The organism is Acetobacter sp., from assembly GCF_022483985.1.
Taxonomy (GTDB): domain Bacteria; phylum Pseudomonadota; class Alphaproteobacteria; order Acetobacterales; family Acetobacteraceae; genus Acetobacter.
This window is the reverse complement of the sequence record NZ_JAKVME010000003.1, coordinates 198,596-212,536: the sequence shown is the minus strand read 5'-3', so window position 1 is coordinate 212,536 and position 13,941 is coordinate 198,596. Positions and strand designations below refer to the sequence as shown.

At 56.1% G+C, this 13,941-nt stretch carries 12 protein-coding genes and 1 tRNA gene; 9 read left to right on the top strand and 4 right to left on the bottom strand.

Annotated elements, in window-relative coordinates; genetic code table 11:
• Positions 1 to 14: 14 nt before the first annotated feature.
• On the top strand, positions 15 to 1,064 hold the full coding sequence (locus LKE90_RS15165) for a CorA family divalent cation transporter (RefSeq protein ID WP_291491492.1): 1,050 nt from the start codon (positions 15 to 17) through the stop codon (positions 1,062 to 1,064).
• Positions 1,065 to 1,379: 315 nt separating this feature from the next.
• On the opposite strand, the gene LKE90_RS15160 is transcribed toward LKE90_RS15165, so the two are convergent.
• Entirely contained in the window at positions 1,380 to 3,500 is a 2,121-nt protein-coding gene (locus LKE90_RS15160; RefSeq protein WP_291491493.1) for a prolyl oligopeptidase family serine peptidase, read from the bottom strand.
• 160 nt (positions 3,501 to 3,660) lie between these two features.
• On the opposite strand from LKE90_RS15160, the gene LKE90_RS15155 reads away from it, so the two are divergent.
• Positions 3,661 to 4,635, top strand: coding sequence for a tyrosine-type recombinase/integrase (locus LKE90_RS15155; protein ID WP_407066044.1), 975 nt, complete (start codon positions 3,661 to 3,663; stop codon positions 4,633 to 4,635).
• A gap of 12 nt (positions 4,636 to 4,647) precedes the next feature.
• Here the strand turns inward: LKE90_RS15155 and LKE90_RS15150 are convergent, their stop codons facing one another.
• Positions 4,648 to 5,694, bottom strand: a complete 1,047-nt coding sequence (locus LKE90_RS15150; protein ID WP_291491494.1) for a virulence RhuM family protein — start codon at positions 5,692 to 5,694, stop codon at positions 4,648 to 4,650.
• Positions 5,695 to 6,393: 699 nt separating this feature from the next.
• On the opposite strand from LKE90_RS15150, the gene LKE90_RS15145 reads away from it, so the two are divergent.
• The 3 genes from LKE90_RS15145 (at position 6,394) to LKE90_RS15135 (ending at position 8,989) form a co-directional block, all read left to right on the top strand.
• Positions 6,394 to 7,674 carry a DUF927 domain-containing protein gene (locus LKE90_RS15145; RefSeq protein ID WP_291491495.1) on the top strand — a complete coding sequence of 427 codons (1,281 nt, stop codon included), beginning with the start codon at positions 6,394 to 6,396 and terminating at the stop codon, positions 7,672 to 7,674.
• 71 nt (positions 7,675 to 7,745) lie between these two features.
• Entirely contained in the window at positions 7,746 to 8,210 is a 465-nt protein-coding gene (locus LKE90_RS15140; RefSeq protein WP_291501556.1) for a hypothetical protein, read from the top strand.
• Positions 8,211 to 8,446: 236 nt separating this feature from the next.
• On the top strand, positions 8,447 to 8,989 hold the full coding sequence (locus tag LKE90_RS15135; RefSeq protein ID WP_407066049.1) for a recombinase family protein: 543 nt from the start codon (positions 8,447 to 8,449) through the stop codon (positions 8,987 to 8,989).
• A gap of 831 nt (positions 8,990 to 9,820) precedes the next feature.
• Here LKE90_RS15135 and LKE90_RS15130 read toward each other — a convergent pair.
• A tRNA-Ala gene (locus LKE90_RS15130) sits at positions 9,821 to 9,896 on the bottom strand.
• A 96-nt stretch (positions 9,897 to 9,992) separates the two neighbouring features.
• Complete coding sequence (locus LKE90_RS15125; protein WP_291491497.1) at positions 9,993 to 10,640, bottom strand: Maf family protein; 648 nt, start codon at positions 10,638 to 10,640, stop codon at positions 9,993 to 9,995.
• 462 nt (positions 10,641 to 11,102) lie between these two features.
• On the opposite strand from LKE90_RS15125, the gene hemE reads away from it, so the two are divergent.
• From hemE to LKE90_RS15105, 4 genes are all read left to right on the top strand, one after another.
• Positions 11,103 to 12,110 (top strand): uroporphyrinogen decarboxylase, encoded by a 1,008-nt coding sequence (hemE, locus tag LKE90_RS15120; RefSeq protein ID WP_291491567.1) that lies wholly within the window; start codon positions 11,103 to 11,105, stop codon positions 12,108 to 12,110.
• Between the two features lie 2 nt (positions 12,111 to 12,112).
• Positions 12,113 to 12,814, top strand: a complete 702-nt coding sequence (locus LKE90_RS15115; RefSeq protein WP_291491498.1) for an HAD family hydrolase — start codon at positions 12,113 to 12,115, stop codon at positions 12,812 to 12,814.
• Between the two features lie 5 nt (positions 12,815 to 12,819).
• On the top strand, positions 12,820 to 13,260 hold the full coding sequence (gene hemJ / locus LKE90_RS15110; protein WP_291491568.1) for a protoporphyrinogen oxidase HemJ: 441 nt from the start codon (positions 12,820 to 12,822) through the stop codon (positions 13,258 to 13,260).
• Positions 13,261 to 13,403: 143 nt separating this feature from the next.
• Positions 13,404 to 13,874, top strand: a complete 471-nt coding sequence (locus LKE90_RS15105) for a Spy/CpxP family protein refolding chaperone (RefSeq protein ID WP_291491499.1) — start codon at positions 13,404 to 13,406, stop codon at positions 13,872 to 13,874.
• The last annotated feature ends 67 nt before the right edge of the window (positions 13,875 to 13,941 follow it).

The window sequence follows — 13,941 nt, the reverse complement described above, 5'->3', positions numbered from 1 at the left end:
AGGAGGGAGCCATAATGCCGATAACCAGAACAGCCATTCCGCTTCTCTCCGAGGTCAATAACGCGCTGGCTGACGGGCTCGTGTGGGCCATTCACTGCCTGCCGGAAAATCCATCGGAAAACACGCCGGTCAAACTGTCCGCCGAGGAAGCGGCCCGGTGTCTGGAAGATCTGTCCTTCCCCTCAGAAGGCTGGGCGTGGCTGCATTTCGACATCGTGCATACCCGTTCACGGGCGCAGGTCGAGGCCATTCCGACGCTGACAGACGATGCGAAACAGACACTGACCAGCACGGATTTCGGTCCGCGTCTGGAAGGTGACGATGATCTGGTTTACGGCGCTCTTCCCGCGTTCGATGACGCCGCCTCGGATGATGACCGAGATGTGTGTGTCTGGCGTTTCGCCATGCGCCCCAACCTGCTGATCACGACACGACGCAATCCTGTCCCGGCGCTTGGCGTCGTCTATCGGGAACTTCATCGTAGGAAAATGCCGGATAACCCGGCAGGTCTCGTTGATATGGCGCTACTGGAATTTGCCGATACCGCCCGACGCACGCTTTCCCGTCTGGATGACCAGCTCGACCGCGCTGAAGATGTACTGCTGCTGCTCGACCATGATACGGACCTCGGACGGATGGGCGGCATGCTTGGTCAGGTGCGTCGTCGTTCCACAGAACTGCGACGTGTCATCTCTCCGATCAATCGTATCCTTCATGATGAAGAACTGGAAATTCCGGAATGGGCCGAGGATGATCTGAAAGACCGTTCCGAGCGGCAGATTCATGGCGCGCTGGATGATCTTCTCGCACTTCAGGACCGGGCCCGATCATTGCAGGATGAACTGACATCGGGGCAGGCGGAAGAAACCAACCGACGGCTTTATATCGTTTCCGTCGGCACAACCCTGATGCTGCCTGCAACGTTCGTAACCGGCTTTTTCGGCATGAACACCGCCGGCATGTTCCTGACCAGCGGCGACTGGGGAACCGTCATCGCCGGAGGGCTGTGTTTTCTGATCATGCTGGGAACATGGCTGGTCCTGAAAGTGACCCGTCTGCTGTAAAGTCAGATCGGGTTTCATTCAGTATATCACAAGGTGTTTCGGTTCTTTTTCAAAAAAGGACAGGGAGCAGCTCCTGATTCGGTTTTGACACGCCAGGGAGAGTGACGGGGCGCTGCCCCGCACCCCGCCAAAGGCACGCCTTTGAAAACCGTTTTTATAAACAGATCGGGGTCAAGGGGCCTGTGGTCCCTTGTGGGTGCGGGCAAAGTCCGCTTCGACATCAGCAAAGGTCAGTCAGTTATCCCGACCCTATGAGAGCCTTCTGCGATGAAACGGACTGGCCGTTTTGAAGCCCAAAGCTCACTGGCCCAGCGCTCACTGAACTGACAAAAGCTGCTGCGCCAGATAAACGGCCTCAAGCGCCCTCTCATGAGCGACCTCTTCCGCATTCACGGTTCCGGAGTGCCCTCCCTCCACATCTTCATAATGGAAAAATGGCTTTCCGAGCGCCTCCAGTCGCGCGGCAAACCTTCGCGCATGCACCGGTCCCACACGATCATCAGATGTCGAGGTAAAGATGAAAGGCGTGGGATACGACACATTGACTTTCAGATGCTGGAGAGGAGAGATCGCCTTGAGAAAGCGGGCCTCGTCTGTTTTTTTCATTGATCCGTATTCGTCGGCCCACGACGCTCCCGCAGACAGGCTTTCGTAATTGATCATGTCGAGCAGCGGCACGCCGATAATCACCGCTTTCCAGAGTTCTGGATGCTGCGTGAAGGCGACACCCATCAGCAACCCGCCGTTCGAACGGCCGCGTATCCCCAGCCTGTCATGGGACGTCACGCCTCTTTTCACCAGATCACGTCCGACAGCCGTAAAATCGTCAAAGACCTTCTGACGATGAATCGTTTTTCCGGCGTCATGCCATGTCGGACCGAACTCCCCGCCACCACGGATATTGGCGACGGCATAGACACCGCCATGAGCCAGCCAGGCACGACCGATGACAGGATCGTAGCGTGGCGTGAGTGAGGAAAGAAAACCGCCATAGGCTGTCAGCAGGGTTGGGTGTGTGCCATCACGCGTCATATTTCTTGATCGGACAAGGAAGTAGGGAATTTCCGTTCCATCGGATGAGCGCGCCTGAAGCTGCTCGACGGCAAGATCATCCGTATTGAACAGCGGTTTTGTCTGCCGTATTTTCTCCAGCCCCGATTGGGACGTGCCCACCAGCCAGAGTTCCGGAGGAGACAGAAAGCTTTCAACTTTCAGAAAAGCCGCGTCAGAAGACTGATCCGCATCGACAATATGAACGGAAGACATATCCGGAAGAGGGAGCACTACCTGATGCCAGCGCTCGCTGCCGTCAGATGAAGCGTGCAGAACCATGGCGTGCCCCTGAACATGATCAAGGTAGCTTATAACGATTGTATTTCTGGTAACGGCTGCGTTTTCAAGAACCCTTCCAGTGTCAGGAGAAAACAGAATTTCTGGCGTGGCCTGAGGATCGTGCGGATCAAATAAAACAAGAGAGCCCGCTGGAATCCTGCTCTTCCCTGTCGGTATCCAGTCTTCCTCAAGACTGAAAACGAGCTTGCCGTGAATCATTCCCTTCAGGTCGACGCGGTCAGGTAATGCCAGCCAGCGTAACACGCCTTTCCCTCTCCCCTGAAAAGCCGTGTCCATCCCTTCAAGAACGGCAAACCGGCTGACAAAGAATGACGGAGAACGCCGCACAAGAAAAATCCTGTTGCCATCGCCATCCATCATGACCAGAGGATCAACGGCGACATCGTCTTTTTCTCCCCTGTAGACTTCGAGCGCCTGATCGAAAGGTTCATTTCTGACAACGCGCCTGATCACGAACGGATAGCCGGATGAAGTCAGCATGCTTCCGTTTCCATCCCAGTCACGCGCTACCAGAAGCGTGTCACGGTCCACCCACGCCATGCTCTGCTTGGCGCGGGGTAACGTAAAACCGTTCAGGATGAACAGACCTGCCTGCGTGTCATACTCCCGCAACGTGCGGGCATCCTCTCCCCCGGAAGAGAGGCCGACCAGGCAGTAGCGCTCTTTCGGCCTGAGACAGTCCGCTCCTTCAAATACCCAGTTTTCGTGCTCCCTCGTGGCCAGAGCGTCGATATCCAGTTTCGTTTGCCAGCCTGTGAGGGTCTGACGATAGGACGCCAGCGTCGTGCGTCGCCAGATACCGTGCGGATGATGCCCGTCCTGCCAGAAATTCCAGATATTTCCGCCCAGAAATTCCGGTTCATCCAGACGGTCCACGCTCTGCTCTGCGGAAAGGATCTGATCATAAAAATCCCGATATCGCGGATCGGCTTCCAGCACGGAAACAGTCTTGCGGTTTTGCCGTTCGACCCAATCCTGAGCCTGCGCACCATGAATTTCATCGAGAAAGACCGGAACACCGGAAGGAAGCGTGTCAGACTGCTGTGCCAGCGCCGGTACAGCCAGCAGCGCTGACAGCGTCATGGTCAGACCAATTTTCCAACCTGAGCAAAAGAGACAGGATTTTTCGCGGACAAAAAGTTTGACTGCCATCAGGAACCTGAATGATCTTGTGCAATAACAGCCGACCCTATCACATCGGACTGTCTGACATGTTAAAGACAGTTTCTGTAATATTGAACGAATGATCACTCCGGCAGCCCCGGTTTCATCCCATCTGTTCTGGAAATGCGACAACCTGTGTCGGAACAGCCCCCTTCACAATGCAGTACGGGCCTCGTTCGCGGCCTTCCTCGACCGTCCAGCCCGCTTGATCACCTCAAGCGAATTGCAGTTACGTCTCGATGAAATCGCGGGTCAGCATCCTGTCATGGCCAGAAGGCTGCATGACTACGGGCGAGCGATGATGACATGGGCGCAGAAGCGTCAGCTCATAGAAGCCAATCCTTTCGGCAGCGTGATCGTGGAAGGTGGCAACGTCTCACGGGACCGGGTGCTGACAGATGAAGAGCTTTCGGCCTACTGGAACGCCTCCGGTGAGCTTCCTTATCCTTTCGGCCCGTTCTTCCGCCTTCTGGCTCTGACGCTGCAGCGTCGGGATGAGGTGGCGGACATGGAATGGTCAGAGCTGGACCCGGACCTGACCAGTTGGACCATTCCGGCGCAGCGGGCAAAGAACGGACGGGCACATATCATCCACCTGTCTGAGCCAGCCAGTCAGATCCTCGCCAGCCTTCCCAGACAGAGCAACCCGAAAACCGGCGCCATCTCTCCCTACGTCTTCACGACCAACGGGCGCACGCCGATTTCAGGCTTCTCCAAGGCAAAGGCGCGTCTCATGGAACTGATGGCAGCGCCAGAGGAGCCACAGGCCGGAAAAAAGACCTCGCCCCTGCCCGGAACTGACTGGCGACCCCATGACCTCCGGCGCACGGGCGTCACGGTGATGGCACGCCTTGGGATCGGCCATCATGTTGCTGACCGGGTGCTGAACCATGTGCAGGGTGCCATCAAGGGTGTGGCGGCGGTCTATCAGCGCCATGAATTCCTGACGGAGCGTGCAGCGGCGCTGGATACCTGGGCACGGCATGTTCTTGAAGTGGCGGAAGGAAAGGCTGACAGGCCGGGTGGCGGCAATGTGGTGCCGCTACGGAGGTAGGCAGATGTCTGATTACGATTTCTTCCTGGTGGTTTTCGCTAATTGTTTCACCTTGCCGACAGCCTCCATGAAGTGAAGTTCCACAGCGCTCGGCGCTTCAATGGCCCGCTTACGCCAGCGCTCAAACTCTTCACCGCCCTTCTGTTTCGCGGCTGATGCTGTGCATTTTCCTGCGTGCGTCAACACATCCCGATCACCCAAGCGGAGGAAATCGTCCAGTTTGGCGACCCATGCCTGCATCGTCATCTGCCTGCGGTTCATGGCCTGAAATTCGGCAAATTCCAGATAGGCGGAAACGATACGATTCAGCGCATGAAGCTCTTCGTCGCTGAGGTAGTTCTTGGCTATGACAGCATCAGCCTTGCGTGGAGGGCCACCCTTCGGCTGGTTGGTCCAAGAAGTAAGCCCCATGTGGTCCCTGTCGGCATCAGCCCTGCTGACCACGATTTCAGCCGCTGTGTGCCCATGTGCAGCCCAGTGCATCTTGTTCTGAACGGTCTGGAAAAACCGTGTGGAAGCTTCTGCTGACGGGTCATAGTCGATGCTGGTAGCGTAAATCTCCAGTATCTTTTTATAGAACTGTTTTTCCGATGACCGAATGTCCCGGATGCGGGCAAGAAGCTCTTCGAAATAATCCGCGTCAGGATCCTTCAGCCGGGCATCATCCATAGCGAAACCCTTGACCAGATATTCTGACAGGACGCTGTTCGACCACCTCCGAAACTGGGTGCCTCGCGGACCTCGCACGCGAAAGCCAACGGCGAGGATCACGTCGAGATTGTAAACTTCAACCTCACGCGCAACCTGACGACCTCCTTCAGTTTGAACTATTGGGAATTTCCCAATAGTTGCTCCCGGCTCGCACTCTTCCTCCTCATAAATCTTTTTAATGTGTTGATTTATGGTCGTTACATCACGATCAAAGAGGTCTGCTATCTCCCTTTGGGTAAGCCAGACGGTTCCGTCGACCGCCCGAAGCTGGATCGTCTGTTTGCCGTCCTCGGTCGTGTAGAGGATGATCTCGCCATTGCTCATGCTGTCATGTCCTTCCTCAGCCACTTGCCCGTCCGTCGCTATTCCAACTGCCAGCGTTCCGGATTGCCCGCCTGATGGCTATCGCGGCATCAGATCGTGATCAACACTGTCTCGGCGTCGTCAATACAACCTACCTCAGAATGAACAGCTCATAGAGACAGCCAAGACTTCGACCTGCACCAACGATGCAATGGTCTATGAAGGACCATCCAGATACCCGACACCGACCCGTTACCGATGTGTCACCATCACTGATACAGACCCGTCACCTACCCATCCGACTACCACCTTGCCACCCATCTGCCACCCAAGCGGCTACCCTTTCGCCACCCCACAAAAAGCGGCTCTTCATACACCATTGCACCGTTGGTGCTGGGGGAGGCGGGTGTGGATACATGAGCGCGGCATGTTCTGGGTGTGGGGGAAGGGAAAGGCGGACAGGCCGGAGGGCGGCAATGTGGTGCCGCTGCGGAGGTAAGCTCTGGCAGCTTGGGATGCGTTTGGGGCATGTGTCGATAAATGGTGCCGTATGGTTCACATCCCGGACCATGTGGACGCTGAGCAGACCCGCCTTTCCATCATTGCCGACGATCTGAGGTCGCAAGCCCTCGCCATTCCTGCCCACACATTGGCTGGGTTCCGGGCCAAGGCGAAGCTTGTGATGACAACGCTCGAAACCCGCCAAGACGGCTCTATGCCCCCTGATCGAAAGGGATATCCGGCATGGCTTCTTTGTCAGGATTTGCTGGTGGAGGGCGCATGATGACTGTGACGTGTCCCACGATAAGTCAGCCCTTGCCCGTTCCTGCTTTGTGCCTGATGCTACCAGACGGCGCGGCTAGGTTTGGCCGCCGAACGCCGGAACCCCACGTCTGGCCCGCCGCGCCATCAGCTCTTGCGCGTGGGGATAGCTGGCGTGGGGCGGCTGTAATGACTGATGAAAGCGTCAAGGCGCGACTTGAACGCGGCGACTGGGTGACTCTGGATGAGGCGTTTCCGGAACTCGTTCCCTCCGATCTGAAGGAAGAAATTAAAGCCGCGATTGCGGAGGCCGCTCCTTATGATGGCGTAAGCGCGATTGCTCGACAGGCAGATAATGACCGAACGGCTGAATGGGCGAGGAAATACGGTTCAAATTCGTCGTCTCCTGTCCGCAGTTGGGACTATGGCGCTTATCCGCATAGCGAAGTAAGCGCGATTATCAGGCAGGTACACAGTAGCCGACAGGCTGAATTAGCGGGGCGAAGCGGTCCAAATGCGTCGTCCACGGTGGACGCGGTCAAAAGGAGCGCCATTGTTGAGCGTTTCCGAAAAGCGTGGAGCGCGATTGATGTTGCCGTGAGGCGGCGGCTGGCGGGCAATGAGTGGCAGACCCAAAAGATGGAGAAATACTCCGCTATTCCTGTTGCATCCTGCGTATGGGATTCTTTTCGGCTTTATTGGAAGGGTGAATCTGCCGATGAAGACAAGCCTGATCTGTTCGTCAGTGGGCCGATTGAGTGCCTGGCCGAAACGCGCGATGCAGAAGGCAATGGCTGGGGGGTGCTGTTCGGCTGGACCGATCGTGACGGTGTCCGTCATGAAGAAGCCTTTGCTCGGGCCATGTTTTCCGGAGATTGCGGTGAGCTTCGGAGCCGTCTGGCGAATGGTGGCCTGACGCTGGCGTCGGGTCCGGCTGCAAAAAATGCCTTCAGCGAATGGATGGCCATGATTTCCAGTTCGGAGCGGGCGCGTAGCGTGGCGCGGATCGGCTGGCATGAATTCCGCAATGGTTCTGTCTTTGTGCTGGCATCGGAGGCGTTCGGTCGTTCTGACGAACGTGTCGTCCTGCAACAGGAATCACCGGAACCTGATTTGTTCAATGTGTCCGGCACGGCTGAAGAATGGCGGGACAGGATCGGCATCGTCTGTCGCGGCAATTCTCGCCTTGTGCTGGCCGCCTCCGCTGCCTTTGCCGCGCCGCTCCTGACGATCCTTGGTGAAGACGGTGGCGGGTTGCCATAGTCGCCCTCGGCGGAGAACTGGCGACCGGCTTCGGACTGACGGGATGGGATAATGACACGGCACGGGAGCTGGTGCGGCTGTGTTTCAATGACTGGCTTCGGATGCGCGGCACAACCGGTCGCCGTGAGGATGAGCAGGCTATCGAGCAGCTCCGGGATTTCATCGCCAAAAATGGCGAAGGCCGCTTTGAGCGGTGGGTGGACCGCAAGGAAACCGATATTCCTCAGAGTGAGAGTGATGCCGAACCTCCGGGCGAACGGTTCCGGACCCAGATGCGTGCGGGCTGGAAGCGATGGGAAAAGCTCGATGGTGGCGGGACGGGCTGGGTATATTATCTGACGGCAGAAGGCATGAATGAAGCTTTGAATGGACTGAACGCTCGTGACGCCAAGCATGTGCTGGTCGAGCGTGGCTTTCTCGTTCGTGGTCCTGATAATAAGCTGGCCATGGTCATCAGTCCGCCGGGCCTGAAATCGGTGCGGGCCTATCGGGTCAATCCGGCAATCCTTGGATCGGACGCCGGGGACGCGGACTGAACCGTGTTCCTCTTTCCTGTCAGCCTCCGGAGGGTCGTCACACTGTGGCGGCCCTTTTTCGTTGGTCGGGTTTCCGTATGTGGTCGACCGCCTCCGGGGTGTAACTTTAGACTATACCCTAAGATGATGTAACATCGGCTTTCAGGAAGTGAGGGTTTCTCTATCACATTAGGGTTGACTTTTTGGTTATGTTACATCAAAAGGAGTGAGTCTAGAACCTAATGTTACACATCACCATGCGATATGGTTACGCCAGAGTCTCCACCACGGACCAGAACCCGGAAGCCCAGAGACTGGCCCTCGAAGCGGCTGGGTGTCAACAGGTGCGAGTGGAGCAGAAGAGCGGCACAAAGCTGGAAGGTCGAACCGAGCTTGCCACGCTGCTGGATTTCATGCGCGATGGTGATACGCTGGTCGTAACACGCATCGACCGGCTGGCCCGTTCCATTGCGGACCTTCAGACCATCGTGACGACACTTCGGAACAAGGGCGTGGCGCTGCAATGCACCGAGCAGCCTGTGGACACGACCACGGCAGCCGGAAAAGCCTTTCTGGATATGCTGGGTGTCTTCGCAGAGTTTGAGACCAATCTTCGCAAAGAGCGCCAGCTTGACGGCATCGCTGTCGCCAAGGCCAACGGTGTCTATACCGGGCGCAAGCGGACAGTGGATCGTGATGCCGTGCGGAAGCTGAAGAATGAAGGCGTGAGCATCACCGAGATTGCCCAACGTCTCAATGTGTCACGTCAGCATGTGCATCGGTGCCTCAAGGACGCCTGATCTGCTTTCCTGCCTGCGGGCGCGTCCAGAGCCTTCGGTGTGCTCCTGAACCCTGCGGAGCGTGTCCGGTGCGCGCGGGCAGCGCGATGGTTTTCTTCCCGATTTTTAGGCGCTTCAGACATGAAAACGCCCCAAGGAATGCGTTAAACGCATAACAAAACACGCGCCGAACATGCGTGAAAATGACGTTTCTCTTGTGGATAACTTCCACTCGTGACGTGCTTCTGTTTTAAAAATGGCGGATTTCTGGCGTTTACACACAAGAGCCAGTTACACCTTTTTCGAAAGGTGTAATGACCAAACGCAAAAGGTGTAACTCGAAAACGATAGTGTTTTCATTGCCTTATGGCGTTCTCATACACCTTTACACCTCATACACCTTTTTTCGAACAATGCAGAAAAAGAGGGAGAGGTGAGGTATCAGAACATCATGCGTCAAACGCATACCTCCGGAGGGTGTGCCGGAGAAAAAAGTCATGGGTCCTTCCTAGGAAGGCCGCCTGTCGGGGGTTATTCGCGCCCCGGTAAGAGGCACCTTTTGTGCAAATAGAAAATCAGCTTGGTGTTGTTGTTGTCGTTCGCTCGGCTTGCGGATCTGCTGGACGATGAGATGCAGCAATGAGATCGGATGGATGCCACCAACCGACACATGCTCGCCAGTAGGGTGACAGTGGCACTGGACCGCCTGCCTAAACGGCAAGGCCCATCAATGCGGCCCCATGGTTCACCACAGCAGCGAGCAGGAATTTTGAAAGAGTCCGGATTGAGTCCGGAAGCTTTATTTCCATCACCAGTTCAACGCACAGATTTTGAAAAATTGTAGGTGGGAACTGGTGGAGCCAATCGGGATCGAACCGACGACCTCCTGAATGCCATTCAGGCGCTCTCCCAACTGAGCTATGGCCCCATCAGGACGTCCTGTCTGTGACAGACCGTCCGGGTGACGGGCATATATCCTGTTGATACGCCCGTGACAAGCCCTTTAATGCCTGCCACTTCCTTATTAGCCGACCAGCATACCCAGCGAGCGAAGTGCCGCAAACAGAGGCAGCAGAGGCAGGCCGAGAATGGCGGAATAATCCCCTTCAATCCGGCTGAAAAGCTGGATACCCGGCCCTTCGAGCCTGTAGGCGCCAACGCTCGTTAAACAGGCCTCTCCCTCCGTCTCCAGATAGGCATCAAGAAACGCATCCGAAAAATCGCGCATCTCCAGTCTCGGCTCTTCGACATGTGACCACACAACCTCACCTCTCCTGCACAGCACGACCGCACTATGGAGAAAGTGTGATTTTCCTTTCAGGTGAGATAGCTGGGCTCTGGCGGAGAGAGAGGAAGCGGGTTTGTCGAACCAGTCTCCCTCACAACTCAGCATCTGATCCGCACCGATAATAAGAGCATCGCGTTGTCCGGCCTCGCGACTGACTGCCTGCGCTTTTGCAGCCGCAAGACGAAGAGCGACGCTGGCCGCGCTGTCTCCGGCCTGACGACCTTCTTTCTTATAGAGAGACTCATCAACGGGCTGTGTCCGGACGGTAAAAGCGACACCGCTGTTCCGCAGCAGGGTCTGTCGTATGGTGGAACCGCTCGCCAGCACCAGAGAAAAACAGGAGGGCGTCAGTACTTCATCTTCATCAGTACTCGAGTCGATCATTTTTCCTGCGCCTTCCATTCCTCAGGGCTGAACAAGGATAATCCATCATTCATCTCGTTAGTACTTCGGTGAGTACTGTACCGAGTACTTTGTGCGGTACTGGGGTACATGGGGATAGTACCAGACATCTTTCCGGTCCGTACCGAGTACCGTGGACAAGTGAGTCTTCTCCCGACACTGTGGGTTGTACACAGGTCTTCTGGGGACTTTTCTGGATAACTCCCGAAAGGCCTTATTTTCCGGCAGGATACATTCTGTACACAGTCGGGGAAAACTGGGGTACATTTTCGGAAAGGTGGGTACCCCGACATACACACCCCCTATAGAAACCTCATCATTTCTTTATTTTCTTTTATTCGTTAGAGATGAGGGCCTGATGAAACGGACGGTAGACGGATAGTGAACGCCCCATACGGAACCGATGAGAACCGACGACTTCTTCGCACGCTGAAGGGCGAGGCCATGTGGCCGCCGCCAGTCTGGCTCATGCGTCAGGCCGGGCGTTTTCTGCCGGAGTTTCGGGCGCTTCGCGAAAAGGCGGATTTTCTGACGCGCTGCATGACCCCGGAACTGGCGACGGACATCACGCTGCAACCCATCCGTCGTTTTGCCATGGATGGAGCCATCCTGTTCTCGGATATTCTCATCCTGCCCTGGGCCATGGGGCAATCTCTTGAGTTCATTGAAAAACAGGGGCCTGTTCTCACTCCGATCCGCAGTCGCGCCGATCTGGACAGGCTCGATCCGAAGCGTATTCCCGAGCGCACGGCGCCTGTCGCGGAAACATTGCGGCGGGTCCGAAAGGCTCTTGGGGAACAGGTGGGAGCCGCGGCTCCTGACACCGTCACCCTGATCGGTTTTGCAGGCGCTCCGTTCACTGTGAGCTGCTACATGGTCGATGGCGGCAGTTCGAAGGAATTTGCCCAGACCCGTCTGATGGCATTCCGTGATCCGGGCCTGTTTGATCGCCTCATCGATCTTCTGACCGAAACGACGGCGACCATGCTGGCAGACCAGATCGAAGCAGGCGCTCAGGCGGTCATGCTGTTTGATTCGTGGTCCGGGCTGCTGCCTCCGCGGGAATTCCGCCGTCATGTCATCAACCCGACACGTCAGATCGTGACGTTCCTGAAAGAGCGTTACCCGGATGTGCCGGTGATCGGTTTTCCACGCCTCGCCGGTGTCATGGCTCCGGAATATGCGCGGGAAACAGGTGTGGATGCGATGGCGCTCGATACCGGCGCCGATCTGACCACGGTCGCTTCGCAGGTCCGTTCCGATCTGGTCCTGCAGGGCAATCTTGATCCGGTTGCCGTGCTGGCTGGTGGCGAGGCGATGGTGCAGGAAGCTCTGGCGATCCGTGAAGCCGGGCGTGGCCGTCCGCATGTGTTCAATCTGGGCCACGGCGTTCTGCCGGAGACACCGACCGAGCATGTCGGCGATCTGATCGCTGCGTTGCGGACTGTCTGACCATGACATCCGCGCTTGCTGCCGACGGTCGGTTACAGCTTGTCATTTTTGATTGCGATGGTGTGCTGATCGACAGCGAAGGTACAAGCTGTCGTCTGATCGCTGAAGAGGTTCGTCAGGCCGGATGGGCTCTCAGCGACGAAGAAGCGGTGACACAGTTTGGCGGGAAAGCCCTGACGCTTCTGAAGAAGGAAATCGAGGAGAGGACCGACACCATTCTTCCACAGGACTGGCCCATTCTCATGAGGGATCGTTTTGTTGAATCCTTCAATGTGTCTGTCGATATGATCGATGGAGCCCGGGACATGCTGGAAAAGGTTGCGGCTCTTGGGTTACCGGTAAGGGTCGGCTCAAATTCCTCCATGCTGGAGATGGATGCGAAATTCAGGACCAGCGGGCTGGCTGAACTGCTGGAGGGACGTATTCATTCGGCAACCGACATGCTCGCACCGAAGCCTGATCCGGCTGTCTATCTGAAAGCGGCGGAAGAGGAAGGCGTTTCTCCTGCGAACTGTGTTGTCATTGAAGACAGCGATACAGGGGCGAAAGCGGCTCTTGCGGCGGGGATGGCCTGCGTTCTTCTGAGGGCTGAACCGGCCCCCATTCCTGCCTGGCCGGCTCTGGTCAGAATCAGTGCGCTGTCCGAGCTGCCTGTTCTGCTGGAGGATGTTCTGGACAGGCAGAACAGGGCTGATGCGTCGTGAGTGAACTGCTTCTGCCGTGGTATCCGTGGATCAAGGCATTTCATGTCATGTCGGTCATGGCCTGGATGGCAGGACTTTTCTATCTGCCGAGACTGTTTGTCTACCATTGTCAGGTTGCTGCCGGTTCTGAGGAGAGTGAGCGTTTCAAGATCATGGAGCGTCGTCTCCTGCGGGCTATTACGACCCCGGCGATGATATCCTCCCTGCTTTTCGGGATGTTGCTTGTCAGTATTCCGGGAGTAGTAAACTGGTCCTCTGGCTGGTGGCACGTGAAAATGGCTGCTCTTCTCGGCATGTTCATTTTTCATGGTTTCTGCGCCCGCTGGCGTGGAGAATTTTCCCGTGACAGAAACAGACATTCTGAACGATTTTACAGAATGGCGAATGAAATTCCGACAGTTCTCATGATGGTGATTGTTATTATGGTCATTGTTAAACCGTTTTAATAAAACCGTCTTTTATGAAACGGATAGAATAGCCTTACATTTCGTAGCAAAGCTGCGATTTTTTTGACACGTATCATTGGTTTTCTTCTCTGTAGAAAACGGTGGACAGCCGGTCTCTACCGTTTGAAGAGTGGATGATGATTATGTCACGTAGTTCTTTTCTGATTGCTGCTATGACTGTTGGTGCACTGGCCATGGGACAGGCCCATGCCCAGCCTCCCATGGGTCCGCATGGTTGTGGACCGGGTGGACTTCCCTTTCTTGAGGGCGTCAATCTGACGGCCAAGCAGAAAGATTCGGTCAAGAAGATCTTCAAGGAAGGTCACGAAGACATGAAGGCCCTGCACAGGCAGGAGCACGATCTTCATGATCGGTTTGAAGCGCTCATGCTCACGCCAGGCAAGATAGATCAGGCGAAGCTCGACGCCCTGACAACGGAACAGAATGCGCTGGACGCCAAAGAAAATGCGGCGCGACAGGCGACGGCCGTCAAGGTGCATGATGTCCTGACGGCGGAACAGGTGTCTGCCGCCAAAGATCGTCATGACAAAATCCACGCTCTGATGGATCAGGTTCATTCTATCGAACATGCTGACAGCAAGGACGATGAATAAGGATTGTCTGAGTGATGCTTATCCGTCTGGATAGGGCGGTCTGAACGGATTGTCCCTCTGGTTATGA

Bases quoted from the DNA above. Each gene is read 5' to 3' on its own strand.
- LKE90_RS15165 (WP_291491492.1), top strand. From the start codon at position 15: ATGCCGATAACCAGAACAGCCATTCCGCTTCTCTCCGAGGTCAATAAC.
- LKE90_RS15160 (WP_291491493.1), bottom strand. From the start codon at position 3,500: ATGACGCTGTCAGCGCTGCTGGCTGTACCGGCGCTGGCACAGCAGTCT.
- LKE90_RS15155 (WP_407066044.1), top strand. From the start codon at position 3,661: ATGATCACTCCGGCAGCCCCGGTTTCATCCCATCTGTTCTGGAAATGC.
- LKE90_RS15145 (WP_291491495.1), top strand. From the start codon at position 6,394: ATGGCTTCTTTGTCAGGATTTGCTGGTGGAGGGCGCATGATGACTGTG.
- LKE90_RS15135 (WP_407066049.1), top strand. From the start codon at position 8,447: ATGCGATATGGTTACGCCAGAGTCTCCACCACGGACCAGAACCCGGAA.
- LKE90_RS15125 (WP_291491497.1), bottom strand. From the start codon at position 10,640: ATGATCGACTCGAGTACTGATGAAGATGAAGTACTGACGCCCTCCTGT.
- hemE (WP_291491567.1), top strand. From the start codon at position 11,103: ATGTGGCCGCCGCCAGTCTGGCTCATGCGTCAGGCCGGGCGTTTTCTG.
- LKE90_RS15115 (WP_291491498.1), top strand. From the start codon at position 12,113: ATGACATCCGCGCTTGCTGCCGACGGTCGGTTACAGCTTGTCATTTTT.
- LKE90_RS15105 (WP_291491499.1), top strand. From the start codon at position 13,404: ATGTCACGTAGTTCTTTTCTGATTGCTGCTATGACTGTTGGTGCACTG.